General features: G+C 38.3%; 26 protein-coding genes. 9 read left to right on the top strand and 17 right to left on the bottom strand.

What is annotated here, in order from left to right:
* Positions 1-3 precede the first annotated feature (3 nt).
* The 5 genes from J655_RS18285 to J655_RS18265 form a co-directional block, all read right to left on the bottom strand.
* The gene (locus J655_RS18285) at positions 4-729 is read right to left on the bottom strand and encodes a DUF6160 family protein (protein WP_005803249.1); all 726 of its coding nucleotides are present in this window, start codon (positions 727-729) and stop codon (positions 4-6) included.
* Between the two features lie 15 nt (positions 730-744).
* Positions 745-2,877, bottom strand: coding sequence for a hypothetical protein (locus J655_RS18280; RefSeq protein WP_032052752.1), 2,133 nt, complete (start codon positions 2,875-2,877; stop codon positions 745-747).
* 216 nt (positions 2,878-3,093) lie between these two features.
* Complete coding sequence (locus tag J655_RS18275) at positions 3,094-4,395, bottom strand: hypothetical protein (RefSeq protein WP_019767933.1); 1,302 nt, start codon at positions 4,393-4,395, stop codon at positions 3,094-3,096.
* Positions 4,396-4,697: 302 nt separating this feature from the next.
* Entirely contained in the window at positions 4,698-5,267 is a 570-nt protein-coding gene (gene dcd, locus J655_RS18270) for a dCTP deaminase (RefSeq protein WP_003653416.1), read from the bottom strand.
* Between the two features lie 114 nt (positions 5,268-5,381).
* Positions 5,382-5,975 carry a LysE family translocator gene (locus tag J655_RS18265; RefSeq protein ID WP_005071033.1) on the bottom strand — a complete coding sequence of 198 codons (594 nt, stop codon included), beginning with the start codon at positions 5,973-5,975 and terminating at the stop codon, positions 5,382-5,384.
* A 363-nt stretch (positions 5,976-6,338) separates the two neighbouring features.
* On the opposite strand from J655_RS18265, the gene J655_RS18260 reads away from it, so the two are divergent.
* Positions 6,339-6,905: a DUF2062 domain-containing protein gene (locus J655_RS18260; protein ID WP_005803254.1), complete on the top strand. Its 567-nt coding sequence runs from the start codon at positions 6,339-6,341 to the stop codon at positions 6,903-6,905.
* Positions 6,906-6,937: 32 nt separating this feature from the next.
* On the opposite strand, the gene J655_RS18255 is transcribed toward J655_RS18260, so the two are convergent.
* From J655_RS18255 to J655_RS18245, 3 genes are all read right to left on the bottom strand, one after another.
* The gene (locus J655_RS18255; RefSeq protein WP_005803256.1) at positions 6,938-7,810 is read right to left on the bottom strand and encodes a 5'-methylthioadenosine/S-adenosylhomocysteine nucleosidase; all 873 of its coding nucleotides are present in this window, start codon (positions 7,808-7,810) and stop codon (positions 6,938-6,940) included.
* A 143-nt stretch (positions 7,811-7,953) separates the two neighbouring features.
* Positions 7,954-9,144 (bottom strand): iron-sulfur cluster carrier protein ApbC, encoded by a 1,191-nt coding sequence (gene apbC, locus J655_RS18250; protein WP_005803257.1) that lies wholly within the window; start codon positions 9,142-9,144, stop codon positions 7,954-7,956.
* Positions 9,145-9,289: 145 nt separating this feature from the next.
* Complete coding sequence (locus J655_RS18245; protein ID WP_019767935.1) at positions 9,290-9,790, bottom strand: hypothetical protein; 501 nt, start codon at positions 9,788-9,790, stop codon at positions 9,290-9,292.
* A gap of 284 nt (positions 9,791-10,074) precedes the next feature.
* Between J655_RS18245 and metG the strand changes: the two genes are divergently transcribed.
* The gene (gene metG, locus J655_RS18240) at positions 10,075-12,141 is read left to right on the top strand and encodes a methionine--tRNA ligase (protein WP_032052751.1); all 2,067 of its coding nucleotides are present in this window, start codon (positions 10,075-10,077) and stop codon (positions 12,139-12,141) included.
* Between the two features lie 83 nt (positions 12,142-12,224).
* Here the strand turns inward: metG and J655_RS18235 are convergent, their stop codons facing one another.
* From J655_RS18235 to J655_RS18230, 3 genes are all read right to left on the bottom strand, one after another.
* The gene (locus J655_RS18235) at positions 12,225-12,560 is read right to left on the bottom strand and encodes a hypothetical protein (RefSeq protein WP_005803261.1); all 336 of its coding nucleotides are present in this window, start codon (positions 12,558-12,560) and stop codon (positions 12,225-12,227) included.
* Positions 12,541-12,729 (bottom strand): NF038215 family lipoprotein, encoded by a 189-nt coding sequence (locus J655_RS25415; protein WP_005302999.1) that lies wholly within the window; start codon positions 12,727-12,729, stop codon positions 12,541-12,543. The genes J655_RS18235 and J655_RS25415 overlap by 20 nt, the downstream gene beginning before the upstream one ends.
* 163 nt (positions 12,730-12,892) lie before the next feature.
* A complete protein-coding gene (locus J655_RS18230) occupies positions 12,893-13,516 on the bottom strand; it encodes a LysE family translocator (RefSeq protein WP_005071049.1) in 624 nt (207 codons plus the stop codon).
* 179 nt (positions 13,517-13,695) lie between these two features.
* Here J655_RS18230 and J655_RS18225 point away from each other — a divergent pair, with 179 nt between their 5' ends.
* The 5 genes from J655_RS18225 to J655_RS18205 all read left to right on the top strand — a co-directional run bounded on the left by J655_RS18225 (position 13,696) and on the right by J655_RS18205 (position 19,327).
* Positions 13,696-14,265 carry a TetR/AcrR family transcriptional regulator gene (locus J655_RS18225; RefSeq protein ID WP_019767937.1) on the top strand — a complete coding sequence of 190 codons (570 nt, stop codon included), beginning with the start codon at positions 13,696-13,698 and terminating at the stop codon, positions 14,263-14,265.
* A complete protein-coding gene (locus tag J655_RS18220; RefSeq protein WP_005075215.1) occupies positions 14,262-15,905 on the top strand; it encodes an MFS transporter in 1,644 nt (547 codons plus the stop codon). Before J655_RS18225 ends, J655_RS18220 begins: the two co-directional genes overlap by 4 nt.
* A 39-nt stretch (positions 15,906-15,944) precedes the next feature.
* Positions 15,945-17,063, top strand: coding sequence for an HlyD family secretion protein (locus J655_RS18215; protein WP_005803264.1), 1,119 nt, complete (start codon positions 15,945-15,947; stop codon positions 17,061-17,063).
* Positions 17,064-17,128: 65 nt separating this feature from the next.
* Positions 17,129-18,010 (top strand): 1-aminocyclopropane-1-carboxylate deaminase/D-cysteine desulfhydrase, encoded by an 882-nt coding sequence (locus tag J655_RS18210; protein ID WP_005803265.1) that lies wholly within the window; start codon positions 17,129-17,131, stop codon positions 18,008-18,010.
* Positions 18,011-18,127: 117 nt separating this feature from the next.
* The gene (locus J655_RS18205; RefSeq protein WP_005803266.1) at positions 18,128-19,327 is read left to right on the top strand and encodes an NAD(P)/FAD-dependent oxidoreductase; all 1,200 of its coding nucleotides are present in this window, start codon (positions 18,128-18,130) and stop codon (positions 19,325-19,327) included.
* A 12-nt stretch (positions 19,328-19,339) separates the two neighbouring features.
* Here J655_RS18205 and J655_RS24730 read toward each other — a convergent pair whose 3' ends face one another.
* From J655_RS24730 to J655_RS18190, 3 genes are all read right to left on the bottom strand, one after another.
* Positions 19,340-19,510: a hypothetical protein gene (locus J655_RS24730; RefSeq protein ID WP_002120038.1), complete on the bottom strand. Its 171-nt coding sequence runs from the start codon at positions 19,508-19,510 to the stop codon at positions 19,340-19,342.
* A 126-nt stretch (positions 19,511-19,636) separates the two neighbouring features.
* Positions 19,637-21,340, bottom strand: coding sequence for a mechanosensitive ion channel (locus tag J655_RS18195; protein ID WP_019767940.1), 1,704 nt, complete (start codon positions 21,338-21,340; stop codon positions 19,637-19,639).
* A gap of 225 nt (positions 21,341-21,565) precedes the next feature.
* A complete protein-coding gene (locus J655_RS18190; RefSeq protein ID WP_005803268.1) occupies positions 21,566-21,793 on the bottom strand; it encodes a hypothetical protein in 228 nt (75 codons plus the stop codon).
* A gap of 290 nt (positions 21,794-22,083) precedes the next feature.
* On the opposite strand from J655_RS18190, the gene J655_RS0104660 reads away from it, so the two are divergent.
* The gene (locus tag J655_RS0104660; protein ID WP_171073770.1) at positions 22,084-22,503 is read left to right on the top strand and encodes a hypothetical protein; all 420 of its coding nucleotides are present in this window, start codon (positions 22,084-22,086) and stop codon (positions 22,501-22,503) included.
* Between the two features lie 49 nt (positions 22,504-22,552).
* Here J655_RS0104660 and J655_RS18185 read toward each other — a convergent pair whose 3' ends face one another.
* Positions 22,553-23,314, bottom strand: a complete 762-nt coding sequence (locus J655_RS18185; RefSeq protein ID WP_002120057.1) for a ferredoxin--NADP reductase — start codon at positions 23,312-23,314, stop codon at positions 22,553-22,555.
* Positions 23,315-23,400: 86 nt separating this feature from the next.
* On the opposite strand from J655_RS18185, the gene gigC reads away from it, so the two are divergent.
* Positions 23,401-24,285, top strand: a complete 885-nt coding sequence (gene gigC / locus J655_RS18180; protein ID WP_002120024.1) for a LysR family transcriptional regulator GigC — start codon at positions 23,401-23,403, stop codon at positions 24,283-24,285.
* Between the two features lie 19 nt (positions 24,286-24,304).
* On the opposite strand, the gene J655_RS18175 is transcribed toward gigC, so the two are convergent.
* Positions 24,305-24,598, bottom strand: coding sequence for a cold shock domain-containing protein (locus J655_RS18175; protein ID WP_005803269.1), 294 nt, complete (start codon positions 24,596-24,598; stop codon positions 24,305-24,307).
* A 116-nt stretch (positions 24,599-24,714) separates the two neighbouring features.
* Entirely contained in the window at positions 24,715-25,350 is a 636-nt protein-coding gene (gene upp, locus J655_RS18170; protein WP_002120045.1) for a uracil phosphoribosyltransferase, read from the bottom strand.
* Positions 25,351-25,377: the final 27 nt, after the last annotated feature.

Below are 25,377 nucleotides of genomic sequence, written 5' to 3'. Positions count from 1 at the left end.
CCCTTAACAACGAGGATGGCTGCCATCACAGCTAAAGACCATGACTTTTCCTTGGATAGCCAAATTCCCATTCATCATCAAGCCCATAAAACCAGTTTCACGTCCATGGTCATACACCGATGGTGTTGCAGTAGCAACTTGCTGGTTTGCACTATTAGCAGTGGCCGCATAAGTTGGCTTTTTGAAATATGCATAATCATACATATTTGCACTCGAACCTTGCGCTGTCGTTGAGCTGGTAAAGTTATCTTGCTCAATTGATAAAGCATTAAAACCAAAGTTACGAATTAAAATTGGCTGTGCTGCACTAAAACTCAGTTGAATCGCAGGCTTAATCATTTCAGTATTGTTTTTATCCAAATACTTTAAATCAGCGCCATCCAAACCCATTTTTTGAATATTTAAAGTACCTTGTACGCCTTTAAATACGAGCCAAAGTTTATTACCACTATCACTATTTTCGGCCCAACCACTTGGTTTGGTCGCATCTGCTTGTACAAAACGCTTATTAATTGCCAAGCCAATATGGCAAAACTCTACGTTCTCACAGACACCACCACTACTATTGTCAAATACACCGTTAGCTGTCTGGTTTAAATTGAGCATTAAAGATAAATCAGCACCCGCCTGACCATTAATCGCCTGTAATGCTTCATTATCTAAAGTTTGTAGCTCTGCATGAGTCACCGTTGCACACAGAGCGAGGATTAAAGTACTTATTTTTTTCATAGCATTCTCCTCCTCTTATAGACCTTTAGTTGTAAGTTTCAAGTGCTGGATTAAAACACCGTCGATTGAAGCAGATCCCAAGTTATTTAAAGGACTAATGTTAGACAAAGCTGGAGCTTGATTAGCTGTAGGAATAACGTACCCAGTTGTGCCATTACTACTACCAATTAAATCGTTGACGACAGCATTTCTTGAAGTCAACCATGGAATAGCGGAGTTAGTCCAATCACGATTCGAAGTAGCTCCATACATTGGAGTTGAACCTGATGTGCTCGTACATCCTAGTGCACCAGAGCACTTCGGAGCATCAGCTGGTTTTGGCGTTGGATTTGTAATGACCCAAGCACCAGTCCCTTTGTTATACTCCCACTGATAAAGATAACCCGCTGTTTTATAGCCACAGTTTGAATTAAATAAACCACAACTATATTCTTGATTCCATATTTGGGTATTCTGTTGTCTTTGTTTAAAACGGACCTCTGTCATTGTGGCAGAAGTGGTACCAGAAACAGAATTAGTCAGTGATACCAAACTACCAGCAGAAGTTCCAGAAACTTGTGTTCCAGTTGAAATTAAACGCCCAAAGGAAACTCCAATTGCGCCTTCACCAGTATTTGCTAATAAGGTTTTTCCATTATCAGGACTATATACGGTACCAATCGTGATACTACTATGCGTAGGGTTAACACACGAATAAACGTTACATGTAGAACCTTTGTAAGTCGTGTCAGCACCAGTGTAATCAGTATAAATCTGTTTATATATTTCTGGTTTATTTGCAATTCGTGCAATTTCAATACTAAAGTTTTTGCCGTCGGAACCTAAAATAAGTGGTTGATATAAATTACCTAATACCAAGTTAATATTTGGGTTATAGAGATATAAGCCTTCACTATCAGCAAACTTTGGTGCTACGGCGCCTGCAGAGTCAAATGCAGGAGTATATAAATTGTTTGAGGCATTTGGTGAGTCTGAAGTTTCACGTGTACTAAAACGTAATACCTTGCTCGTATCATTAAAGGCAATTCGTGTTTTATTTGATGTTTTTGTATCTGTTCGGGTTCGATTTTCTACATAGTAACGGCAGCCACGTAATGTACTAAAACTTCCAGTACCACTGTTACCACAATCTCCAGTAGTATTTGTGCTTAAAGTAGAGTTTGCACCTGCATGTACTGTTTGCCATCCATTATTACTACTTGTGGCGTATGTCTGGGTCTGGCTCGTAACATTTTCAGTCACAATACTGGTATTTTTGCTATCACCCGTATTTAAGCGAACTAGTCCAGACATTCCTAAAGTATTATTATAAAAAGGGCTCATTCCTCCAGCAGTAGTTGCGCCACCTAATGTTTGAAACAAACTGATCTGGCTACCATTTAAACTAAAGCCATTTAGAATGCCTTGCAAACGTAAACGGTTAGCACGAGTTGTATCAATACTGGCACCAATTAACCCGTTACTATTACCATATTGAAATTGGGCTAGAGAGCCATTTGTTGTAGCAACAACATTGGGATTCCGTACAAATGCATCAGCCCATAGCCCTAATTTTAAATTATATGCATCAGCTCCCTCTGCCCCATCAATTAATGGTTGATATAGAGGAGCTTCTAAAGATAAATACGTTACTGGGTAAACACCGCTATCTGTTGTACTAAAATTAGGAACATTCGTAGCAGTTTTTACCTTAAATATCCAAGGATTGGCTCCTGTGCCCCAACTCGAAATCGCTGCTGCGGCTGAGGTGTTAGCAATCCGCGAATTTGCATCGCCATCTGACTTAGATAATGCTAATCCATAAAGAAATATATCTGCTTTACCTACTGCGCGGTCTTCTGGCCCAACAGTACCATTACCACTGGTATCAGCTGCAGCAACACTCAAAGGCCCCACAGGTACATAGTTAATATAACCAGTATCTTTACTACGATCGGTAATAATTTGATTTACAGATTCATTTGGACCAGCGCCACGAAATACCATGAATGTATTTTGCGGTAATATCGCAATACCTTCGCCTGTAGTTTCACTTAAACCAGCATCAGAAAGTTCTTCAAGAGCAAAGCTAGACTGACTTAAAAAAAGTCCAATAAAACTTGCTAAAACGGTTTTTTGAAACCTTACCGTATAATTAAGTGTAGTCATCGTGACCTTCCTGTTTTATACGATGCCGCGCACCATATTTATTTTTCTTTAACAGTCCTTGATGCGAGATGAAATTATTTCCTTTTTCTTCTCACAAGGGGCAAACTTTAAAATTGCCAACCTTTCCACATTCCCATTATGCTGAATATTTACTCAAATGCAAAATTAAATAAACAAAAACTCATTTTTCCGATGAACGAAAAATAAGAGATGCATTTAACAGAATTTTAAAGAACCATAACAGTTAGAAGAAAAACTCTGTTTCTGCAACACAACATTAGTTAAAGCCATAGAAGCAGGGGTTTTCCCTGTTAAATCGACTGTTCCAACTGGAAGATTTCCTGCAATTAAACAACTACTGGCCAAAAGTCCACAGTCCACAGGATTTTTGTCTAAATACGCGCTTACCTGCCCTAAAGCATCCACAATAGTAGAGAGCGCAATATCAACGCTACCAGCAGGAGTAATTTGACCAATATCAATCGGATTTGTAAGCTCTAACCACCATCCTGTTTGTGCAGTAGATGCAGCCTCGGGCCATAGAATATTTACACCTTGCACTGATAGGTAACCAGCAGATCCATTTAATTGCGCAGCATGGAAGTAACCTAAACTTTGTTTAATAGCTACATTTACATCAAGATTATTCACTGTTCCAGTTACATTACCAGAAATAGGAATAGGAAGCCCTAATACAGAGGCTGTAGCATCTAGAGTTCCAGTAATAGCTAGCCCACCAACTCTTGCAGTCGCATTTAAGTTGGCTGTATTAATACGTTTACCTGTAATAATTTGTTGCCCCATAGACAATGTTCCACTACCTGCCCCCAAATTCAAGTTATAACCAGTAGATGTAAACGGGACAGTATATAAATTACCTAAAACGGTTGCTCGACCAGTAATTGCCGTATTTGTCTCATCTTGGGTAATACCGTAGTAAGGATTCGTAGTTACGGTCCCCCCTGTTGGTTTAGTGACCATATATCCACTTAATGAATTAATACCACTAGCAGCATCACCATTTTCTAAACCAAAAGTAAGTAACCCCGAAAGTGACTTAGCACTTAATCGAAAACCTTGGATCTCACGTGTAGAAGCCGAGTCTGGATTTTTAACAGCAAATTCTAAAAATGGATTGGTAATGATAGCGGAAGAAGAGGCACGCTCAGTACTAGTACTATCTACTGTGCCACCACTTAAACTCAGATAATCAATGTCAATATCACAGGCACCAGCGCCATTTACACCACCACAACCTAACTGTAATTTTTTAATATTGGCATTAATTTCTAATTGGGCATCTAGTGCAAGTCGGTAAAACCCCATATTTCCATTTGAACTTGAGTTACTTGCAGAATCTGTAGGCGCAATATAAGACATACCCATTAAAGCTTGACCACGCGTCGCTGATAGTTCAGCATCAGACATAGGCACCAGTGTAGAAGCAGCGTAAGCTGAAGAAAAACATAAGCTTCCGAGTGTCAAAAGTGCTACTCGAAGAGACGTAAACTGTCGCATGGCCGACCTCCGTATCCGTGGGGGCATAATCCTGTTTAATTTCTTTTTATTTGGCCTATATACATTTGATCATGTATTTAACTAAACATTATCAAAGAGAGCCTATATCCACTTTATTTGCTTTTAAATTCTGTGATACAGAGCAAAAAACAAATCAATCATTGATCATTTTATATCATTTTTTACAAAAGGAAACTGTCGTTTATCATAATTCCGATAAACGCTTCTCATAAAAATTTTATGTATAAAATTGGGCCACCTCAGTGACCCATTATTTTTAAAATCTTTTCATCGAGGGAACATTAAGTTTTAGGAAGTGTAACACCTGTTTGACCTTGGTATTTACCACCACGATCTTTATAAGAGGTTTCACATACTTCATCACTTTCAAAGAATAGCATTTGTGCTACGCCTTCCCCAGCATAAATACGTGCAGGTAAGTTAGTGGTATTTGAAAATTCTAAAGTAACGTGACCTTCCCATTCAGGTTCTAATGGAGTCACATTTACAATAATACCGCAACGAGCGTAGGTCGATTTACCTAAGCACACTGTCAACACATTGCGAGGTATACGGAAATATTCAATTGTACGTGCTAGGGCAAATGAGTTTGGCGGAATAATACAAACATCAGACTCAATATCGATAAAACTTTTGTCATCAAAATTCTTTGGATCGACAATTGCAGAATGTACGTTTGTAAAAACCTTGAATTCACGGGCACAGCGTACATCATAACCATAGCTAGAGACCCCGTAGGAAATCAACTTTTCACCATTTTCATCAAAACGGACTTGATTCTCTGCATAAGGTTCAATCATGCCGTGTTTTTCGCTCATCTCGCGAATCCAACGATCAGACTTAATGGCCATGTATTTTCTATCCAAAAGGTAAATTCATTGATTTCGACGTACTTTAACTTAAAAAACCAATTATGAAAACAACACAGAGCTACTCAAATAAATAAGAATAGCTCAGCTGCACATTTAGAGGTTCAGTAAAGCAGAATAACTAATTGGAATTGAAAAGCTGACCAATACAAGTGAAGCTGTTTTTTGCAAGTTAGTTTGATTTAACCAACCCACTTTCTTAGATGCTAAAACCGATCCCAAAAAAATCCAGAACAATGCAATTGGGGTAATAAGTGCCAAGTAAGCCATCATATGAATTAAATAAATATGAAAATTACTCCATGCAGCTACTGGGAAAATTGCTGAGGCAAAGAGTAATGCTTTTGGGTTTAATAAAGTGGCGCAGAATAACTCACGAGCACGAATCGTTGGCTGATTTAATTCAACTTCTTGATTTGCTGTATGCCATAACTTGATGGCTAAGAAAATAATATAGCAAGCGCTCAATAGCTTTAGAATAGGCGGCAGCATTGGTAGTGTGCTAGACACTTTTCCAATCAGCATTCCCCATGCAGAAATAGAGATGACATAACCCAAAACTTCTGCTGGAATAAGTTTTACTGACTTCCTTAAGCCCACTTGTACCCCAGAAGAAGCGAGCAGAGTATTGGTTGGACCTGGAGTAAGTAAAATTGTGGCTACTAAGCCAATAAAAAGCCATGAAATCATTGAATGACCTCACAATATAGTCATCTCAGATTAATAGATATCCTGTCACAAGGCAAAAGGTAATTGTAAGACAAAGTATTTCAAATTATTTTTAAGACAAAAATAAAGTATATAAAAACAATTATTTATACAAAAATCACATAAAGTCGAGAAGAAAACTTTACGGTCAGTTGTTATACTTTTCAAATAGATTATGAGTTAAGTAACATAAGTATTTTTATTTTAAGTCTATTTTTCCATCAAAAGTCTTTATAATAAAAAATATATAGCAATGGTAAGTTTAAATTTTAAGCTTTTAATAAGTTTCAATTCATATATTGTTTCTGATTTTTTTATATAGAGCATCGCGCTTTACTACCCTTAATGATTATGGCAAAGCATTTTTTTCAATCTTGGCTTCCCTCTCCCGAGAAAGTTTCAAATATGAAATTTCTAAGGATTTTTGGTAAAAAGACCCTTAATCCTGTGCTTTGGTATGTCAATCGAAAATCAATCACCCGAGCTGTTTTTGTCGGAACTTTTTTTGGTTTACTGCCTATTCCTTTTCACAGCGTATTTATTGTGATGGCTGTATTGCTATTTGAAGTAAATTTACCAATTAGCTTGATGCTCGCGTGGTTAAGTAACCCGCTTACATTAGTTCCTATTCTATATATTGGATTTTGGTTCGGTTCTCATATTTTTCATGTGCATATGATTAACAAAGAAATGTTGCTAGGTGTATTGCATCAGATTTCTCGTTGGATTACTCATTTCGGCCATGGCCACATTGATTTTAGTCTTGCGAAAATCTTGATGACTGGACTTGTTGTAGAAGCTTTTGTATTTGCTGTCATTTTATATATATGTACAGAAATTTTCTGGCGCTGGATGGTCGTTAAAAACTGGAAAAGTAGACATCGTCAAAAGAAGCAAGAAGAGGTTTTATAAAAGCTTCACTCTTCTCGCATAGGGTTAAATCATTATTTTGGCAGTTTTGATTTCATATATTCTTCGGCCACATTAAGCACATATTCTTGGCAAGCCTCTCCTGTACCAGGGTCATAAGCTCCATTATTGGTAATATTATTAGATAAGATTCGAATGCCGAGGAAAGGAACGTTAAATTGACTTGCAATTTGCGCAACAGATGCCGCTTCCATTTCTTCAACAGAAGTACCATAACGTTGATGGAAAAATTGAATACGATCTAGCTCATTATTCCAGACATCTGCTGAACCAATCGTTCCTTCAACCACATCACCTTTATCATAACGGACTTTATGTGCTGCCATTAGCAACTCTTGGTCACCTTCAAATTTGCGTATTGCAATCGGTTCTGGATTTGATTCTTGAGTTGGCAAAACATCAAAAGCCTCAACCCATGTGAGTGAGTCTGAACCACCGCCCACTGGCTGTTTAGGTGTTCTAAATGCACCAATATTGGTTGTATATTTTCCTAAAACAATATCGTAAACGTGCAAATCAGGATCATGTCCACCTGAAGTTCCCTGATTAATGATCGCAATCGGTTTATAACGCTCAATCGCTAGAGCAGTTGCTGCAGCAGAGTTACTCATACCCATGCGAGTTTTAGAAATAATCATTGGATAACCGTTATAGGTACCCTTCCAGAATTTCCACCCACCAATTTCTTCAATAGTCTTATTCTCTAATTTTGAAGCCATTTTTTCCGATTCTACTGGCAAAGCACCCTGAATAATGATCGGCTGTAACTTCTGTTTTTGTTCCTGAACTGTTGGGGTTTGTGAAGCAGATGAGTTGTCATCGTTGCATCCAACTAAAAATAAAGCGCTACATAAACTGATTACGCCCAAACTATACTTAAATTGCATTTTTTAACCTTTCTTTTTAAAAAGTGTAAGGTAGCAATCTACATGCCAATTTCAAGTTCAGCTTTGTTATTAGGATTCAGTAATTTAAATTTTTATTTTAATCAGATGATAAAAAACCCGACTTAAAGCCGGGTTTTAATAAATTAGAAAATACGCTTATCATCACGTGTGCGTTGAGGGATTTTTTCAATCTGCTGCCAGACTGCTTTAGCAATCTCAATATAACTATCAGCTGCATCATCCATTGCCACAACACTAGGTTTACCCTGATCAGCATGTTCACGTATTTGAGCATTTAGAGGCAAACGGCCTAGCAATGGAATATGGTATTGCTCGGAAAGCTTATCACCACCACCGATACCAAAAATTTGCTCTTCATGACCACAGTTTGAACAAATATGAGTCGACATGTTTTCAACGACACCTAATACTGGAATACCCACTTTATTAAATAATTCAATTCCTTTGGTGGCATCAAGCAAGGCAACATTTTGGGGAGTAGTCACAATGATTGAGCCTGTAACCGGAATACGCTGTGCAAGCGTAAGTTGAATATCACCAGTACCCGGTGGCATATCAATCATGAGCACATCTAAATCTGGCCAAAGTGTTTGATTAAACAATTGCATTAGAGCGCCTGTTGCCTTTGGTCCACGCCATGCAACAGGTGTGTTGTTATCACCAGTTAAATGTCCAATAGAAAGCACAGCCATACCATAAGCATCTAAAGGTACAAAATTTTCACTTTCAATAAGTGGGGTTTTACCAGCGTTTCCTAGCATTGTGGGAATACTTGGACCATAGATGTCAGCATCTAATACCCCAACCTTAAGACCCATTTTTTGCAAGGCAAGCGCCAAATTAACCGTAGTTGTCGATTTACCAACGCCGCCCTTTCCTGATGAAACTAAAATAACATTCTTAATGCGAGGGTGAAGTGGAACATCTCTTTGTTGCAGAGCGGCTTTTTGAATCGGTGGATTATTTGGATCTGGTTCTGATTTAGGTGAGGCGTCAAGTACAGGAGGTAAATTTGAACTTTCTTGTGTAGGGCGCTTTTGTTGAACCACGTGTAAATTAAGTTCTTCAATACCGCACTTTTCTAATGCACCCGCTAAATCATCATGGATTTGCTGCAAATGCTCTTTTTCATCAGGAAATGTATTAATCGTAAGTTGTAATACACGACCCTGAACTTGAAGCTGACTAATGCGCTCCTTTAAAGCATCTTTTGAATGCGGTAATAAATAATTTTGGAGTACGGTTTGGATTTCATCTTCTTTCACCTCTTGTGCGGGTGAAAAAACGGACTTTAATGAAGAAAGCCAAGACATATTGTTTACTCCAAAAACAGATCATTACAGCTTAATGGAGATAGTGTAACAGTATTGCTCCACACTCGCTCACCTTGGGATGAATAATTACTCACTTCAGATCTCATCTTTTAGGTAAGGAGTGCAGATTTTAGTTTAAATCAGCTTATTCAGCAGAATCATGATTCTTTAATTTATTGAGTTTATCGGTTGCAGTTTTCTTCAACTCATCAAGTTTTGCTGTTGCTTGCGTTTTCAACTCATCAAATTTTGTAGCAGCCTCTTCCTTTAATTCCGCAGCTTTGGCTTTAGCATCGTCAAGTTTATGAGCTGCTTCTGTACGCAAGTGATCAAACTTGTCTTGTAGACTATGCTGAGCATCCTCAAATTTACCTTTTAAATCAGTTGCTTTTTCTTCAAGAGCCTCTTTACCAGAAGCTTGTTTTTCTTTCACATTTTCCTTTAAATCATCCAAAGCTTTTTCGCCTTGTACTTTCGCATCAGCTGCTTTTGCCTTTAATTGGTCTACCTTATCTTCAACTGCTTCTTTACCAGCAGCTTGCTTCTCTTTTACATTTTCCTTTAAATCGTCCAAAGCTTTTTCACCTTGTACTTTTGCATCAGCCGCTTTTGCCTTTAGTTCATCTAATTTATTTTCTGTAGTCATCGTTGTTATCCTCATAGTTAATTAAAAAATTACCTGAATAAGTTATTAGTTATACATCGTTATGGCTTATTTTCTGACCGTAACTGCAATTTGAAACAAAGACAATACAGGAAGATTCAAATATTTTTCGATTTGTTTATCTGTTCTAAAGAGAAACCACCTCTAGCCAAAATCCATTTTAATAGAAATCTCTTATGCCAAGCCGGAGATTATTAATCTTTGCTTATCTCCGTGCATCAGTTAAAATCTTCCACCTTATAAATACGAATGAGAGAATGAAATCCGTGCGTAAAATTTTAGTCACTAATGCCCTCCCTTATGCTAATGGTCCAATTCATATGGGTCATTTACTCGGTTACATCCAGGCAGATATCTGGGTTCGTGCCATGCGAGCAATGGGTCATGATGTGGCTTATGTATGTGCGGATGATGCTCACGGTACAGCAATTATGCTACGTGCCGAAGCAAATGGTATTAGCCCAGAAGAGCAAATTGCGAATGTTCAAAAAGAACACATCCGTGATTTTGACGGTTTTGGCGTACATTTCGATCACTACGATTCAACGCATAGCGATGCAAACAAAGCACGTTCAACAGATATCTATATTAAAAACCGTGACGCTGGAAATATTGCAGTTCGTCCTGTAACTCAATTATTTGACCCAGAAAAAGGGATGTTCTTGTCTGACCGTTTCATTAAAGGTACATGCCCAAAATGTAAGTCAGAAGATCAATACGGCGACTCATGTGAAGTGTGCGGTACAACTTACAATGCAACTGAGTTACTTAACCCGCGTTCGACTTTAAGTGGTGCAACACCAGTTGAAAAATCATCAGATCACTATTTCTTCAAGCTTCCAAACTTCTCTGAATATTTACAAAAATGGACGCGTGATGAAGGTCGTTTACCTCTTTCAATTGCGAACAAGTTAGATGAATGGTTTGAAGCTGGTTTAGCAGACTGGGATATTTCTCGTGATGCACCATATTTTGGCTTTGAAATTCCAGACGCACCAAATAAATATTTCTACGTATGGGTAGATGCCCCAATTGGTTATATGTCTAGTTTTGAAAACTATATCAAAGCTAAACGCCCAGATTTGAACTTTGATGATTTCTGGAAAAAAGATAGCCAAAATGATGTTTATCATTTTATTGGTAAAGACATTGTTTATTTCCATGCTTTATTCTGGCCTGCAATGCTTGAAGGTGCGAACTATCGCACCCCAACAGGATTATTTGTAAACGGTTTCTTGACTGTAAATGGACAAAAAATGTCTAAGTCACGTGGTACTTTCATTAAGGCCGAGACTTACTTACAGCATTTAAACCCAGAATATTTACGTTATTACTTTGCATCTAAGCTTTCAGATAAAGTTGAAGACTCTGACTTAAATCTTGATGACTTTGTTCAAAAAGTAAATTCAGACTTAGTCGGTAAAGTCGTTAATATTGCTAGCCGTTGTGCGAAATTCATCAACAGCAGCTTTAACAATACGTTATCTGCTCAATGTGCAGAAACTGATTTAGTACAAAGTTTTATTGATGCTGGCGATTCAATCGCTGCTGCATATGAAGCACGTGAATTCTCTGCGGCGATCCGTGAAATTATGGCGCTAGCTGACCGTGCAAACCAATATATTGATGAGAAAAAGCCTTGGGCACTTGCTAAACAAGAAGGTCAAGAGCAACAAGTTCTTGACGTCTGCTCTGTGGGTATCAACTTATTCCGTCAACTCGCAGTGTACTTAGCTCCAGTTCTGCCAACTTTAGCTCAACAAGTTCAAGATTTCTTAAAACTTGAAAGCTTCGATTTCGAGTCACGCAAACAAATTCTTGTAAGCCATGAGATTGCGCAGTTCCAACCGCTTATGCAGCGTGTTGATCCAAAAGCTGTTGCAGCTATGGTTGATGCTTCTAAAGAGTCTTTAGGTGCTCCTGCTCCAGAAGCAACAAAAGCGGCAGTGAAAAAAGACAAAGCAGCTGAGAAAAAAGCAGCGCCTACTCCAGCAGTTGGTGAAGCTGAAATTATCGGTATTGAAGATTTCTTAAAAGTTGACTTACGTGTTGCTCAGGTCATTGAAGCAGGTACAGTTGAAGGTTCAGATAAACTACTACAACTTACTTTAGACGTTGGTGAAGCTGAACCACGCAATGTATTCAGTGGCATTCGTAGCCAATACGCACCAGAAGACCTAAAGGGTAAATTAGTTGTTATGGTTGCTAACCTTGCACCACGCAAAATGCGTTTTGGTATTTCAAATGGCATGGTACTTGCTGCTGGAAATGGTGAAGGTATTTTCATTATTTCTCCAGACAGCGGTGCAAAACCTGGCGATAAAGTTTCTTAATCTGCTTTCAAAAAAAGCTCCCTAAATTGGGAGCTTTTTTATTTTTTAAGGGCTTTGAATAAGTTTAAACAAAGCTTACTAAATTATGACCACGGCCACCCTTCGCAAGGGTTATTAAATAAAACGTGTATATTTCCCAACTCTTCATTTGTTAAATAGCCATTCTTATTTTCATCTAAATAATGAAATAGCTCTGTCTGCTTGTTTTCACCTTGAAAACGCTTATCACTCGGCCAGTTATAAGGATAAAAGTCTTCAACCCGTTGAAATTCTTTTTGGCTATACATGCCATCATGATTTAAATCATATTTTTCCTGAAAAAGCTCCCAATCTAAAGAAGCAGGCTCACACGCATTTACCATATTCAAAATACAGTAAGTTGCACATCCAGCAAGTAACTTAATAGTTAGCTTGCTCATGATTATTCACTTGTATATCGGAAATTTTATAATCCTTTTCATGAACCGGAGTACCCACAATACTCATGGTCCGCTCATTTGCTGGCTGTTGCTTGCTCATCGTTCTCATCTCACATCCTGTAGTTAAGATGAGAAAAACTACAGAAATGCTCACCATTAGTTTTTTCATAACGTGATCCTCATTTCTTTTTGTTTTATTTATTAAGTTACCACTTTTAAAGTGTTTAAGTGCTAAAAAAGATATTTCAATTTGTATGTATTTTACGCAAAAAATAAAGCCAGACTATAAATAGCTGGCTTTGGATTTTTTAGATATTTTAATTAAAGACTTATCATTTGAAGAAAATTAACTTTAAGCCTAATACACTCACAATACTTCCAGCTACTCGGTCAACGGCAGTTTTTGCTTTTAAGTACATTGTTCTAGGCTTCTCTGAAGAGAGCAGCATTGCCACACATGAGTACCAACCCGCATCAATCATAAAACAAATCACTGGTAATGCGACATAGTAATAATTAGGGATTTCTTTTGGCAACAAAGCAGTAAATACACTCGCTAGCACGACTGCGATTTTTGGATTACTTAACTGGGTAATTAAGCCATATCGATATGCCTGCTTATAAGTCATTTTCGATTTGCCATCGTTTTCCATCGCAATTGGTTCTTTAGCATGTTTAATAATTTTAAAGGCCAGCCAAAGTAAATATAGACCACCACCAATTTTTAAAATTAGATAAGCAGAAGGCACCGCCAATAAAACTGCTTGCAATCCCATAACTGCTAATAGACCAAAAAGCGCTGCACCTGTCCCCGTCCCTAAAGCGGTAAACAAACCATGTTTACGTGATTTAGAAATTGAATTTTGTGCAACATAAATAAAGCTTGGCCCAGGACTTATTGCTCCAAGCATCAATGCCATCGCAATTGAAAAAAGAGGAATAAGGGACTCAAACATTGTATTGACCTAGCATCACGCAATTGCGCGGTATTCTAACAGCTTTTTGTGACACATATAAAAATGGCGAAGATATAAATGATGAAAATTGAATTTTCATGTTTTTACAATTTAAATCTTCACAACGGACAAAAATGTCCGTTAAATATATAACCTTTAGAACACCCCAAACCGATGACATGAGTAAACGTCAAAAAATTGCAGCCCATAATCGGGATGAATTACTCAATGCAGCCGAAGAATGTTTTCGTATTCATGGCATTAATGTTCCCTTACAAGTTGTGATTGACCACGCTGGTGTAGGCAGAGCGACGTTCTATCGTAATTTTTGTGATCGAAAAGCTTTAATTAGTGCACTTTTAGAACGCGCGATTACACAGCTAGAGCAAAAAGCAGCTCATTTTCAACAATTCGAAGATGGTTTATTTCGTTTAATTGAAGGACATATTGGGCAACTTCCCAAGCTCGCAATTTTGCAAGATTTTTGGAGAGTGATTGATCGACAAGATCCAATTATGTTAAAAATTTATGAACGGCGAAATAATGCACTTAACCCACTGATTGAAAATGCGATAAAACAAAAATTGTGCCGAGCTGATCTGACCGCCGATGACTATGCAATGGTCACAGCAATGTTGGGTTCTTCATTTCAAGGACATGAACCAGAAGAACAGACTCGCTTAGCAAAACGAGCAATTGAATTACTATTTCATGGTATTCAAATACAAAAAATTCGAGGGATAGAATGAGTAAAACGCCTCGTTACTTAGAAACACCACCCGACTGGACCCCAGAAGAGCAACCGACTTTACCTGGTTCACCAGCAGCTATTGCACACTCTGTACCTAAGCGGTTTATTTACTTTTTTATTGGTTTATTTATCGCCCTTTCGGCAAGCTTAAGTAATGGTTTTATTACGGCAAATCTACCTTTAATCCAAGGTGAGTATGGACTAACTCCTTCCGAAGCGGCTTGGTTGCCTGCTGCTTATGTCATGGCAAATGTCAGTTCAAACCTGATTTTATTTAAAGCCCGGCAACAGTATGGCCTGAGAGTATTTTCGGAAATAGGACTCGTGATTTTTATTGCAGTTCTGGTATTACATATTTTTGTGCATACTTATGAAATGGCCCTATTTGCGCGGGTTGTAGCTGGTTTAGCTGGTGCGCCATTAAGCTCACTAGGTATGTATTACACCATGCAAGCTTTTAAAAAAGCAGACATGGCAAAAGGTATATATATTGCCTTTGGTTTTCAGCAACTTGGTGTGCCATTAGCTTGGATTATTTCTCCATTTCTCGTAAATACAGATAGTTGGTCTGTTCTATATACCTTTGAGCTCGGCTTAGCACTTTGTTGTTTAGCCATGGTCGTTTCATTGAAGTTACCACGTAGCTTAAGAATTTATGTTTTTGAGAAGCAAGATTTCTTTACCTTTGCTTTATTAGCGCCTGGCTTTGCCTGCTTATGTATTGTACTCACACAAGGTCCAATTTTATGGTGGTTTAACAGTGAATGGCTTGCTTACGTCTTAATTGCAGGTTTTAGCTTAGTTGTTCTTGGTTTGCTCTATGAGCACTATCGCGCCAATCCATTAATTATGACACGCTGGTTAGGCGCCGCTTCGACCCTACGCTTCATTTTTGGTGCTTTTGCTATTCGACTTTTAATGTCAGAACAAAGCTACGCAGCTGTTAACTTCTTAAAAACAATGGGGATGGGTCCAGACCAATTTGTTCCACTCTATGTGGTCATATTGATAGGGATTTTAAGCGGAACACTTTTTAGTGCACTGACTTTTTCACGCGAACGGATTATCTTCCACTTACTTTTTGCAGAATTTTTAATTTTAGTCGCATGTGGACTAGATTATCACTTAACCAGTGATGTCCGACCTGTGAACTTCTTTGCAAGTCAGTTTTTAGTAGGCTTTGCAGGTGGTTTATTTATTGGGCCATTGCTCCTGATTGGCTTTGCGCAAACTTTGGCTAAAGGTCCTTCGTATGTGGTGACTTTTATTGTGCTGTTCTCTGCAACTCAAACATTTGGCGGCCTTGTCGGGTCTTCATTCTTCTCGACCTATCAACAACACCGCACACAAAACTATCAAGTCGAGATTATTAAAGATTTGGAACAAGCAGATCCTCTAGTTGCTCAAAGGCTCTCTACATATCAACGCAGTGCATCAGTTACGACTACTGACCCAGCATTACAAACAGCCCAATCCATGCGCTCACTTAATCAAGTGGTCACTCGTGAAGCGCAAGTGCGTGCCTACAATGACGTTATTGCATTAAACGGTATTTTTGCTGTCGCACTACTCTTGTGGGGTGGTTTTAATATTGCACGAAGTAAATATCTACAACGTAGAGGAATTAGCCGTCCTTAACGGCTTCTTTATTGATGAAATAGAAATTGAGATTGATATATGTCAGATGATCAAAACAAACCGGAACAAGCTCCACCTCAAGCAGCTCCCGCTCCATCTAACGAACCGGCACCTGCGAGCAAACTGATTCCAACAAAACGCTCAACTTTATTATGGATGCTAGTTGTGCTCATTGTCGGTATTTTAGTGATTTTGTGGGCATGGAGAATCGGACCCTTCGCAACGAGCGTTCAGCAAACTGACAATAGTTATGTTAAAGGTAAAACAACGATTTTATCGTCGCAAATTAATGGCTATGTTAAAGATGTATTAGTTAAGGACTTTGACCACGTTAAAAAGGGTCAAGTATTAATGCATATTGATGCAACCACCTACGACCAAAAAGTAACGCAAGCGGCTTCTGGAGTTGAACAAGCTAAAAATACTTTAGCCAATCAGACACAGTCTATTGCTCAAAAACAAGCTGATATTGTGGCTGCACAAGCAAAAGTAGATCAAGTTAAAGCTCAATATGAACTTTCTTTAGCACAGCTTAGACGATATCAACAGTTAGGTAATAGTGGAGCAGCTTCTAAATCTGAGCAAGATAAAGCCGCAGCAGATGCTGAAAATAACCTTGCAGCACTGAAGCAGGCAGAAGCCAATCTTTTAGTTGCCAAAGAAGCACTTAAAACGGCGCAGGTCGCGGAAGCTGGCTTAGAAGCACAAGTTTCCAGTGCTAAAGCACAACTAGATCAGGCACAAACTACCAAAGACTATAGTGTCATTGTTGCTCCAATGGATGGACAACTTGGTGAGGTGAACCCTCGTGTTGGGCAATATGTAGCAGCAGGGTCACAATTACTCTACCTCATTCCACAGCAAACTTGGGTGATTGCCAACTTTAAAGAAACCCAAATTGCCAATATGCGAATTGGGCAAAAAGCATGGTTTACAGTCGATGCGATGAAACACAAAAAATTTACAGGGCATGTTGAGCAGATCTCACCTGCTGCGGGTTCTGAGTTCAGTGTATTAAAGCCTGACAATGCAACAGGAAACTTTACCAAAGTGGTTCAAAGAATTGCCGTACGCATTACCATTGATCCAAATCAAGAAGGAATGGAACACTTACGCCCTGGCATGTCAGTAATTACTTCTGTCGATACAAATTCGTAAACAGCTTTTTAAAGCTCTATTTAAAAAGCTACAATGTGATCAATCATTAATTTTCTCAATTTCTAATGTTTGATCACATTGCCCAACCTGTTTCCTATCAGCATATTGAACTCTCCTCTCTAGTTCATCTCGACATTAAGCGATTAGATTTAGTTCATCCTCAAATTTCGGGCAATAAATTTTTCAAACTAAAATACAATCTGCTTGTCGCAAAACAACAAGGTTTATCGAGCATTTTGACTTTTGGAGGGGCCTATTCAAATCATATTGCCGCGACTGCCTATGCCGCTCATCTTTTTGGCTTAAAAAGTATTGGAATTATTCGTGGTGAAGAGTTAGCTGACAAACCTCTGAATCCAACCTTAGCAAAAGCTCAAAGTTTAGGAATGCATCTACATTTTGTCTCACGCAATGAATATCGCTTACGAGATGATGCAAACTATCTTCAACAATTACGTCATCAATTTCCTGAAATTTTCATTATTCCTGAAGGCGGCACCAATGAATTGGCAGTTCAAGGTTGTCAGGAAATTCTTAGCCAAAGTGATTTAAATCAATATGACGTGATTTGCTGTGCAGTAGGAACTGGCGGAACGGTTTCGGGTCTTATTGAAAGAAGTTCAGCCGATCAAAAAGTCTTAGGGTTTTCGGCTTTAAAAGGTGACTTTTTACAACAAGAAATTCGGCAGTGGACCAAAAAACAGAACTGGTCTGTGACAGATGCATACTGCTGTGGTGGGTATGCAAAAACTTCACCCGAATTATTGGCATTTGTAGACAGTTTTGAAGAGCAGCATGCGGTACCACTTGAACCCATCTATACGGGAAAGATGATGTTCGGTCTGTTTGATCTTATAAAGAATAATTACTTTTCTGAAGGAACTCGCATTCTGGCAATTCATTCTGGTGGTTTACAGGCAGATATAAGAAATAAATCACATCAATAACTTATTAGCTTTTAGTGCACATTACTCTGCATAGCAGTAAATGTCTTTAGCATGACTAAGGCTCGGCATGATAGTATATGCCCCTTTAAAATTTTCACGATTAATCGAGAATCTCTTATGTCTAACAGTCATGTCGATGTCATTGTCTTAGGTGCAGGTGCTTCTGGACTCATGTTGGCTGCACATGCTGCTAAACGAGGGCGCTCGGTTTTAATTTTAGAAAAAGCCAATAAAATTGGTAAAAAGATTTTAATGTCGGGCGGTGGTAAGTGTAACTTTACCAACCTGTATGTAGAGCCTGACAACTATATTTCTCATAATCCACACTTCGTTATTTCTGCCCTATCACGCTATAGCAACTGGGACTTTATCGGTTTGGTATGTGATTATAAAATTGCTTATGAAGAACGAAAACACGGGCAATTATTCACGCTGAACGGCGCTAAAGAAATTTTAGAGATGCTAGTGAGTGAATGTGATAAAACCAATAACGTTGATATCCAAACTCAATGTGAAGCTGTACAGATTGATCCATTAGAAAAAGGCGGTTTTACTGTACACACAAACCAAGGCCGATTTAGCTGTGAGTCATTAGTGGTTGCTACAGGTGGTTTATCCATTCCAACTTTGGGTGGTTCTGGATTTGGCTATGAACTGGCACAAAAATTTGGACATCAGGTTTTCCCAACTCGCGCAGGTTTAGTCCCATTTACTTTTTCAGATCATATTAAAGAAGTCACTACACGCCTAAGTGGTAATGCTCTAGATGTGACTCTAAGTAACTCGAAGAATAGCTTTACTGAAGCATTATTGTTTACGCATCGTGGTTTGAGTGGTCCAAGTTCTTTACAGCTTTCAAACTATTGGAATACCGGTGAAAGTTTTAAAATTGACTTTTTCCCGAGCCAAGATTTAGCAAATTATTTAAAAGACAAAAAGAAAGCCAAACCTAAAGTTTTATTGCGTACTCTTCTGAATGAATTTACGGCAAAAAGTATTGTACAAGAGTTACAACAACTTATATGGCCAGAGCAGAGCGAGACAGTAATTGGTAATATCAGTGATGCACAGCTAGATCATATTGCCGAGCAACTACATGGTTTTGCTGTGAAACCATCAGGCACAGAAGGCTATCGTACTGCCGAAGTTACTTTAGGTGGAGTTGATACAAGTGAAGTATCTTCCAAAACAATGGAAAGTAAAAAGCAGAAAGGACTGTTTTTTATTGGGGAAGTACTTGATGTGACTGGCCATTTAGGAGGTTATAACTTCCAATGGGCTTGGTCTTCCGCTTATGCAGCAGCACAATACGTTTAAATGATCAATAAGCTAATTTGAGGCTTTCGAATCATTTGATGATTTTTCAGAATTACGAGTATGAGTTGTTGCCTGTTTTGATGAGTTAGATTTATTAAACACAAATTTATAAGCACTTGCTAAAAAACCTACCGTAATTCCCGCAATGACAATCGGTGCTAAAAAACGACCTGGTTTCTTCATCGTATTTTCCTCACTTATTTGTTTTTATAACGTCTAAAAAGAACGACCACTCAATATAGAGTGGTCGAACTTATCACAAAAATCAAAGATTTTTTGTACGGTTTATCTGAAAATTAGTTTTACTTACTAAATTTCGTCATTTTCTCCAGTAGATCCAAACGGTTTATTTACTGGTGGTTCTGCTGGATTTACTTGTGCAGAATCAGCTGGTTTTGCATCAGATGAAACCGTTGATGGTGAGTTTGTAGTCGTTGGTGCAACTGTAGATGTTGACGAACTCGTAGTTGCAGATGAGCTACCAGTAGATGGACTGCTTGTGGTCGTAGTAGAAGGTGGTTGATAAAGCGGATTTGGTTCATTCGCTTCTTTTTTAGCTTTATCTAGCAAATCGCTCAACAGTCTTTCTGCTGGTTGGCGACCACCTAAACCAAATGCAAGAGCGAAAGCAACTGCAACTGCGCCTAGAGTCAAGCCAAATGCAAGATTAACGATTGAATCTGCAATACCCATCGCTCTTAAACCAAGCGCAAGTACGAGACCAATAATTAACACACGAACTAAACTACCTAACCAACGCGAGCTATTATATTCGCCGCGTTGAACCACGTTCGCCACAACATTGGCAAGCCAGAAACCAATAACCAAGATTACAGCGCCCAATAGAATGTTTGCACCGAAATGAATAAACATTGCGATTAGACCACTAATTTGATCGAAACCAAGACGATCCGCAGCTTCAGAAACTGCAAATAACATAGTAAAGAATACAATTAGCCAGCCAACTGCATTAGAAACTTTAGTTTGACCTAAAAAGCGTTGTACATCTAACTTTGCAGGAATTTCATCAACACCTGTACCTGCAATTAATTCAGCAACTAAGCGACCAACAAAACGAGAAACAATATAAGCAACCAGTAGAATTAAACCAGCAGCAATAATGTTTGGAATCGCCTGCAAGATCTCATTGAGCATAGCTGTTGCTGGCTGAGAAATTGTCTCAATGCCTAAAGCTTCAAACGCTACAATCAATGTTGTAATAATGATGATTGCAAAAACAAATGAACCTAAGAATTTGCCTACGTTAGAGCTTTTGAAAAGACCAATTTTTTCAGCTTGAGCCTGAACACCTAAGCTATTTACTAAACCTTCAACAATACCGCGTACAATTTTTGCCAAGATATAACCAACAAAAACGATAACACCAGCAATAAAGATATTTGGTAAGAATGCTACAGCATCATTTACCATATTTTGAACTGGAATCAGTAAGCCTGTTAATCCTAATATTGAAAGAACAATCGGAAGGAAAAGTAACAATACAAGCCAGTAAAGAATTTCACCAATATTCTGGCTAATTCCACCTACACCCACTTCACTGCTTAACTTATCATCGAGTTGAGTTCGGGATAAAACATTGGTCACCCCCGCTCGCACCAGTCGAGCAACGATCCAACCAATAAAACCCACCACAACAGCAGCAATAATATTTGGAATATAGACGAGTACCTGATTCACCATATTGCTGAACGGGCCACTTACTCCACTAATGTTAAGTACATTGAGAGCTGCGACAACAGCTAAGATTAGAATAAACCAGAATACGACTTTTGAAATAAGACCTTCTATGTTTGGAGCACGCCCAGTTGCTGAAGATAATTTTGCGTTGGTATTTACTTTTTGCAGAAGTTTTTTTACCCCTGCCGCAACTAATAAAGCGATTATCCAGCCAACCAGTAAGATGACGATTGCAGCTAAAATAGGATGAAACTGATCCCAGTAATACATCGCATCAAACTGAGCGCCGCGAGGCCCATCAAAAAATTCATTCATATTGTTATGTCCTCAATTGTTATGTTCTTTTCAGTGCCATCAATTATGAAAAACACTTTTCGTTGTTAAAAATGACAATAAATGCGGTCTATCTCACCTTATGTTTTGAATATTTTGTAATCAACACACTTCTGCATAAATACAACAAATTGATGCAAAAGGTTGCAAAAAAAGCCTTCAGGTCACATCCCAAAGGCTTTCTATGAAGATATACTGGTTAGCTTATTACCCTTTATAAATATTCAAATCAGAAGTGCTCTTAATGACATGTGGTGTGGCCTCATGTTGAAAAGCGGCTTCTTCTTTAGGTGTTTTGCTGTGATCAGCAACCATGTAGACGATGAGTGCAATAAGAAAAAGCCCAACAATAATTAAAATGTAAACTGGCAATCTTCTTTTTTTCGCAGTTTCTTCAGGACTCGTCACATGAGGTGGTTTTGAAAAATCATGCATCTTCTTTCCCCTCTTCTTTTATCATTAACTTTATAATCATCATAGCAATTTGGTTTGTTGCATTGTGTGAAAAAGCATTATGCTAAGGTGTCTGCGGTTGCAAAACTCTACTATTAAAATAATAAAAACAGTATAAAATTTAGGCAAAAATATTTAGCCATTTAAAAATAATAACGAGTTATGCTCGAGCTTCTTTAATGTTCTATTTGTAATACAATATGTTTTAGCGCTTACTTTTTATAAAATAGGCTATAATAAGCCCCCTTGTTTTAAAGCTGCTCTATTTTATGATGTATCGTCAGCAAAACGTAACACTTGATCTTGACACTGACGTCACACATCAATGTTATATACATCAGACGAGAGACGAACATCTCATTGGTATTATTGAATTTAATAAATCAAGTTATGAACTCAAATGGGGTGATTTAGAGTATTTTCGTCGCCGTACTGAAGAATTTTCCGTCATGCCATTTCCTGACTGCATTAATGCCATGATTGTTGATATTCGTAATATCAATATTTTTCTAGACAATGATGTTCCGATTTTACCTTGGCGCTTACTAGAAGAAGACTGTCCTGTTCGCTTAGTCGTTCCACAAGATCGTTTGGAACATTATGCAGGTCTTTTTGAGCCAACTTGGCTTTCAACCGATGTAGACAGCGCAATTTCAGAAATTCGCGAATTTATGGATATGTTTGTCCACTAATAAACATATCCATAAAATTAATTTTAAATTACTTTCAAAATAAGATTTACTACCAGTAATTTTCTACCGCAATATTTCCCTCACCTCGACGGTTCATCGTCAAACCACGGCGTTTTAAAGCCTCTTTCGTGTCATCTACCATTTGCGGATTTCCGCAAAGCATGACGTGGCTTGTGGCAGGATTCAGCTCTATACCAGCAGATTTTTCTAATTCACCATTTTCAATTAGAATCGGCAAACGATCATGCAATGGCGCAGATGGATCTCGAGTAATAATCGGAATAAATTTAAATCCGTTATGTCCTTCCCCAAAAGTTTCAGCAATCTCTTGAATACGATCAACGTAAGCTAACTCAGCTGCGGTACGGACACTGTAGACCAAATTAATTTTTTGATATTTAGACCATGTATCGAAGTCTTGTAGCATCGATAAAAATGGAGCTAATCCTGTACCCGTTGCCAATAACCATAAATCATGGGGTAAAGGTTGTTGATAGCGAGCTAAAGTCAAATAACCATAAGGTATTTTTTCTAAATACAGCTCATCTCCTACCTTTAAATGTTGAAGATTTGACGTAAATGCACCGTCTGGTACTACAATCGAAAAAAACTCAAGCGTTTCATCAAATGGTGATGAGACTACCGAATAAGCACGAACAACGAGTTCCTCTCCAACTTTTAGCCCAATACGTGCGAATTGCCCAGCAGTAAATTTAAAATGTGCAGGGCGGGTCATGGTGAAACTAAAAAGAGTTGGAGTCCAGCGGTGTACAGATAAAACTTTTTCTACGCTAAATTTTTCAATTGACATGATTTCAACGTGGCATGAAATAGTGCGCTCATGTTAGCATGACAGCCGAAATAATGAATACTTTTAAACGTTAAGGCTTTTTAAACATGCGCATGACATTACGCCAGTTGGCTGTTTTTGTAGCAGTCGCTCAAGAAGGAACTGTCACCAAAGCGAGTGATGCGGTCAGACTGACGCAAAGTGCAGCAAGTATGGCTTTAGCCGATTTAGAGGATGGTCTTGGTGCTCCTCTATTTGATCGTTTAGGTAAACGATTACAGCTTAATGATTTAGGTCGTTTTCTATTGCCTCAAGCATTAGAAATATTAGGTCGCTGTGAAGCTTTTGAGCAAGCTGCAAAAGGTGAATTGCAAAGCATTGATTTACGTATTGGGGCCACTTTAACGATTAGTGATTACCTCATGCCAGATTTAATGGCAAACTTTTTACAGCATCATCCTAAAGCACATTTGCAATTACAAGTGGGCAATACACGCCAAATGATTGAAGCAGTCAATCAATTCCAACTTGATTTAGCTTTAATTGAAGGCTCATGTCACTTACCTCAACTCCAATGTATTCATTGGCGTGATGATGAGCTTGCAGTTTGCTGTGCCCCAAATCACCCTTTAGCACGTTTAAATAGACCTCTAACAGCGCATGATTTTCTTCAAGTCGAATGGATTTTACGTGAAGAAGGTTCAGGAACGCGTGAAGTATTTGATAATGCGATATTGCAAGATCTGCCAGACGCGAATATTCGCTTAACCCTAGGTCACAATGAAGCAATTTTAAAAATCGTTGCTGGTGGTTTAGGTATGTCATGTATTTCTAAACTTGCCATTGAACCTTTAATTGAAAAGGGACAATTAGTAATTTTAGATACACCATTCTGGCAGCTTACCCGTCCGCTTTATATGCTGGTACACCGTCAAAAGTATCAGGGTCCAGGTCTCAAAGCATTCTTACAATTCTGTGAAGATCAGGTTTAAAACCTGATCTTTTCATTGATTAGCGTCGAAAATTTGATAACAGTTCGCTTGTGATCGCTTTATTGTGATCCGCAATTTTATTTTTCTTGGTTTTCGCAGGATTCGGGTCAACACGCTCAATTTTGATCGCTTTAAATTTACCCTGATTATCTGCGGCAAGAAATCTCACTTTTTCATTTCTTTTCGGCTCGCCCTCTGATGCAGGGAAATCAGAAATATGAAAGAAAATATCTCCTTCAGTAGTTTCAATAAAACCAAACCCTTTATCAGGGTTATATTGTTTTACCCATCCAGTATAAAACTCTTGCTTCATGATCTTTCCCCTACTTTTCCAATCCAGTCGTTGCAGTAAATAAAAAAGAGACTCACGATTCCGTTTTTAAAATTATACGGTTGAATGAAGTCTCTTTTTAATGCTATTTCAAAAAATTAATCTTTTTGTACACTACCAAAAATTTTATCGCCAGCATCACCCAAGCCAGGAACAATATAACCTTGTTCATTTAAGCCATTATCAATAGATGCCGTATAAATTTGCACATCCGGATGAGCTGCTTCAACTTTAGCAACGCCTTCAGGTGCAGCAACCAACACCATAACACGGATATCTTTACAACCACTTGCCTTTAACACATCAATAGCAGCAACTAACGAATTACCCGTTGCTAACATTGGGTCAATAATCATCGCAAGACGATTAGCCACATCCGGAACTAATTTTTTGTAATATGTGCGAACTTCTAATGTTTCTTCATTACGCTCAAGACCTAAAACACTCACTTTTGCGCTTGGAATCAGGTTAAGTACGCCATCCAACATACCAATTCCGGCACGTAAAATCGGTACAATCGTTATTTTTTTACCAGCAATACGCTGAGTAGTAACAGTTCCAGCCCATCCATCAATTTCACAATCCACAACTGGTAAATCTTTTGTTGCTTCATAAGTCAACAACATAGTCACTTCCTGAGCAAGCTCACGGAAGTTCTTAGTACTGATATCAGCACGGCGTAACAAACCTAATTTATGACGAATAAGTGGGTGACGAATTTCTTGAATGGCCACAGATGTTACCTAAAAATATAAAAACGT

The sequence above is a fragment of the Acinetobacter sp. 1294243 genome, from assembly GCF_000588015.1.
Lineage (GTDB): Bacteria > Pseudomonadota > Gammaproteobacteria > Pseudomonadales > Moraxellaceae > Acinetobacter > Acinetobacter pittii.
The sequence above is the reverse complement of the archived record's forward strand: the minus strand, read 5'-3'. Positions and strand labels throughout refer to the sequence as shown.

Excerpts from the sequence above, each read along its gene's own strand:
- J655_RS18190 (WP_005803268.1), bottom strand. The coding sequence starts at position 21,793 with ATGCATGATTTTTCAAAACCACCTCATGTGACGAGTCCTGAAGAAACT.
- J655_RS18185 (WP_002120057.1), bottom strand. The coding sequence starts at position 23,314 with ATGTCAATTGAAAAATTTAGCGTAGAAAAAGTTTTATCTGTACACCGC.
- J655_RS18260 (WP_005803254.1), top strand. The coding sequence starts at position 6,339 with ATGATTATGGCAAAGCATTTTTTTCAATCTTGGCTTCCCTCTCCCGAG.
- apbC (WP_005803257.1), bottom strand. The coding sequence starts at position 9,144 with ATGTCTTGGCTTTCTTCATTAAAGTCCGTTTTTTCACCCGCACAAGAG.
- J655_RS18195 (WP_019767940.1), bottom strand. The coding sequence starts at position 21,340 with ATGAATGAATTTTTTGATGGGCCTCGCGGCGCTCAGTTTGATGCGATG.
- J655_RS18205 (WP_005803266.1), top strand. The coding sequence starts at position 18,128 with ATGTCTAACAGTCATGTCGATGTCATTGTCTTAGGTGCAGGTGCTTCT.
- J655_RS24730 (WP_002120038.1), bottom strand. The coding sequence starts at position 19,510 with ATGAAGAAACCAGGTCGTTTTTTAGCACCGATTGTCATTGCGGGAATT.
- J655_RS18220 (WP_005075215.1), top strand. The coding sequence starts at position 14,262 with ATGAGTAAAACGCCTCGTTACTTAGAAACACCACCCGACTGGACCCCA.
- J655_RS18255 (WP_005803256.1), bottom strand. The coding sequence starts at position 7,810 with ATGCAATTTAAGTATAGTTTGGGCGTAATCAGTTTATGTAGCGCTTTA.
- J655_RS18175 (WP_005803269.1), bottom strand. The coding sequence starts at position 24,598 with ATGAAGCAAGAGTTTTATACTGGATGGGTAAAACAATATAACCCTGAT.
- J655_RS18225 (WP_019767937.1), top strand. The coding sequence starts at position 13,696 with ATGAGTAAACGTCAAAAAATTGCAGCCCATAATCGGGATGAATTACTC.
- J655_RS18280 (WP_032052752.1), bottom strand. The coding sequence starts at position 2,877 with ATGACTACACTTAATTATACGGTAAGGTTTCAAAAAACCGTTTTAGCA.
- J655_RS0104660 (WP_171073770.1), top strand. The coding sequence starts at position 22,084 with ATGTATCGTCAGCAAAACGTAACACTTGATCTTGACACTGACGTCACA.
- dcd (WP_003653416.1), bottom strand. The coding sequence starts at position 5,267 with ATGGCCATTAAGTCTGATCGTTGGATTCGCGAGATGAGCGAAAAACAC.
- J655_RS18230 (WP_005071049.1), bottom strand. The coding sequence starts at position 13,516 with ATGTTTGAGTCCCTTATTCCTCTTTTTTCAATTGCGATGGCATTGATG.
- J655_RS18210 (WP_005803265.1), top strand. The coding sequence starts at position 17,129 with ATGTTTGATCACATTGCCCAACCTGTTTCCTATCAGCATATTGAACTC.
- J655_RS25415 (WP_005302999.1), bottom strand. The coding sequence starts at position 12,729 with ATGAAAAAACTAATGGTGAGCATTTCTGTAGTTTTTCTCATCTTAACT.
- J655_RS18215 (WP_005803264.1), top strand. The coding sequence starts at position 15,945 with ATGTCAGATGATCAAAACAAACCGGAACAAGCTCCACCTCAAGCAGCT.
- J655_RS18285 (WP_005803249.1), bottom strand. The coding sequence starts at position 729 with ATGAAAAAAATAAGTACTTTAATCCTCGCTCTGTGTGCAACGGTGACT.
- J655_RS18265 (WP_005071033.1), bottom strand. The coding sequence starts at position 5,975 with ATGATTTCATGGCTTTTTATTGGCTTAGTAGCCACAATTTTACTTACT.
- gigC (WP_002120024.1), top strand. The coding sequence starts at position 23,401 with ATGCGCATGACATTACGCCAGTTGGCTGTTTTTGTAGCAGTCGCTCAA.
- J655_RS18235 (WP_005803261.1), bottom strand. The coding sequence starts at position 12,560 with ATGAGCAAGCTAACTATTAAGTTACTTGCTGGATGTGCAACTTACTGT.
- J655_RS18245 (WP_019767935.1), bottom strand. The coding sequence starts at position 9,790 with ATGACTACAGAAAATAAATTAGATGAACTAAAGGCAAAAGCGGCTGAT.
- J655_RS18275 (WP_019767933.1), bottom strand. The coding sequence starts at position 4,395 with ATGCGACAGTTTACGTCTCTTCGAGTAGCACTTTTGACACTCGGAAGC.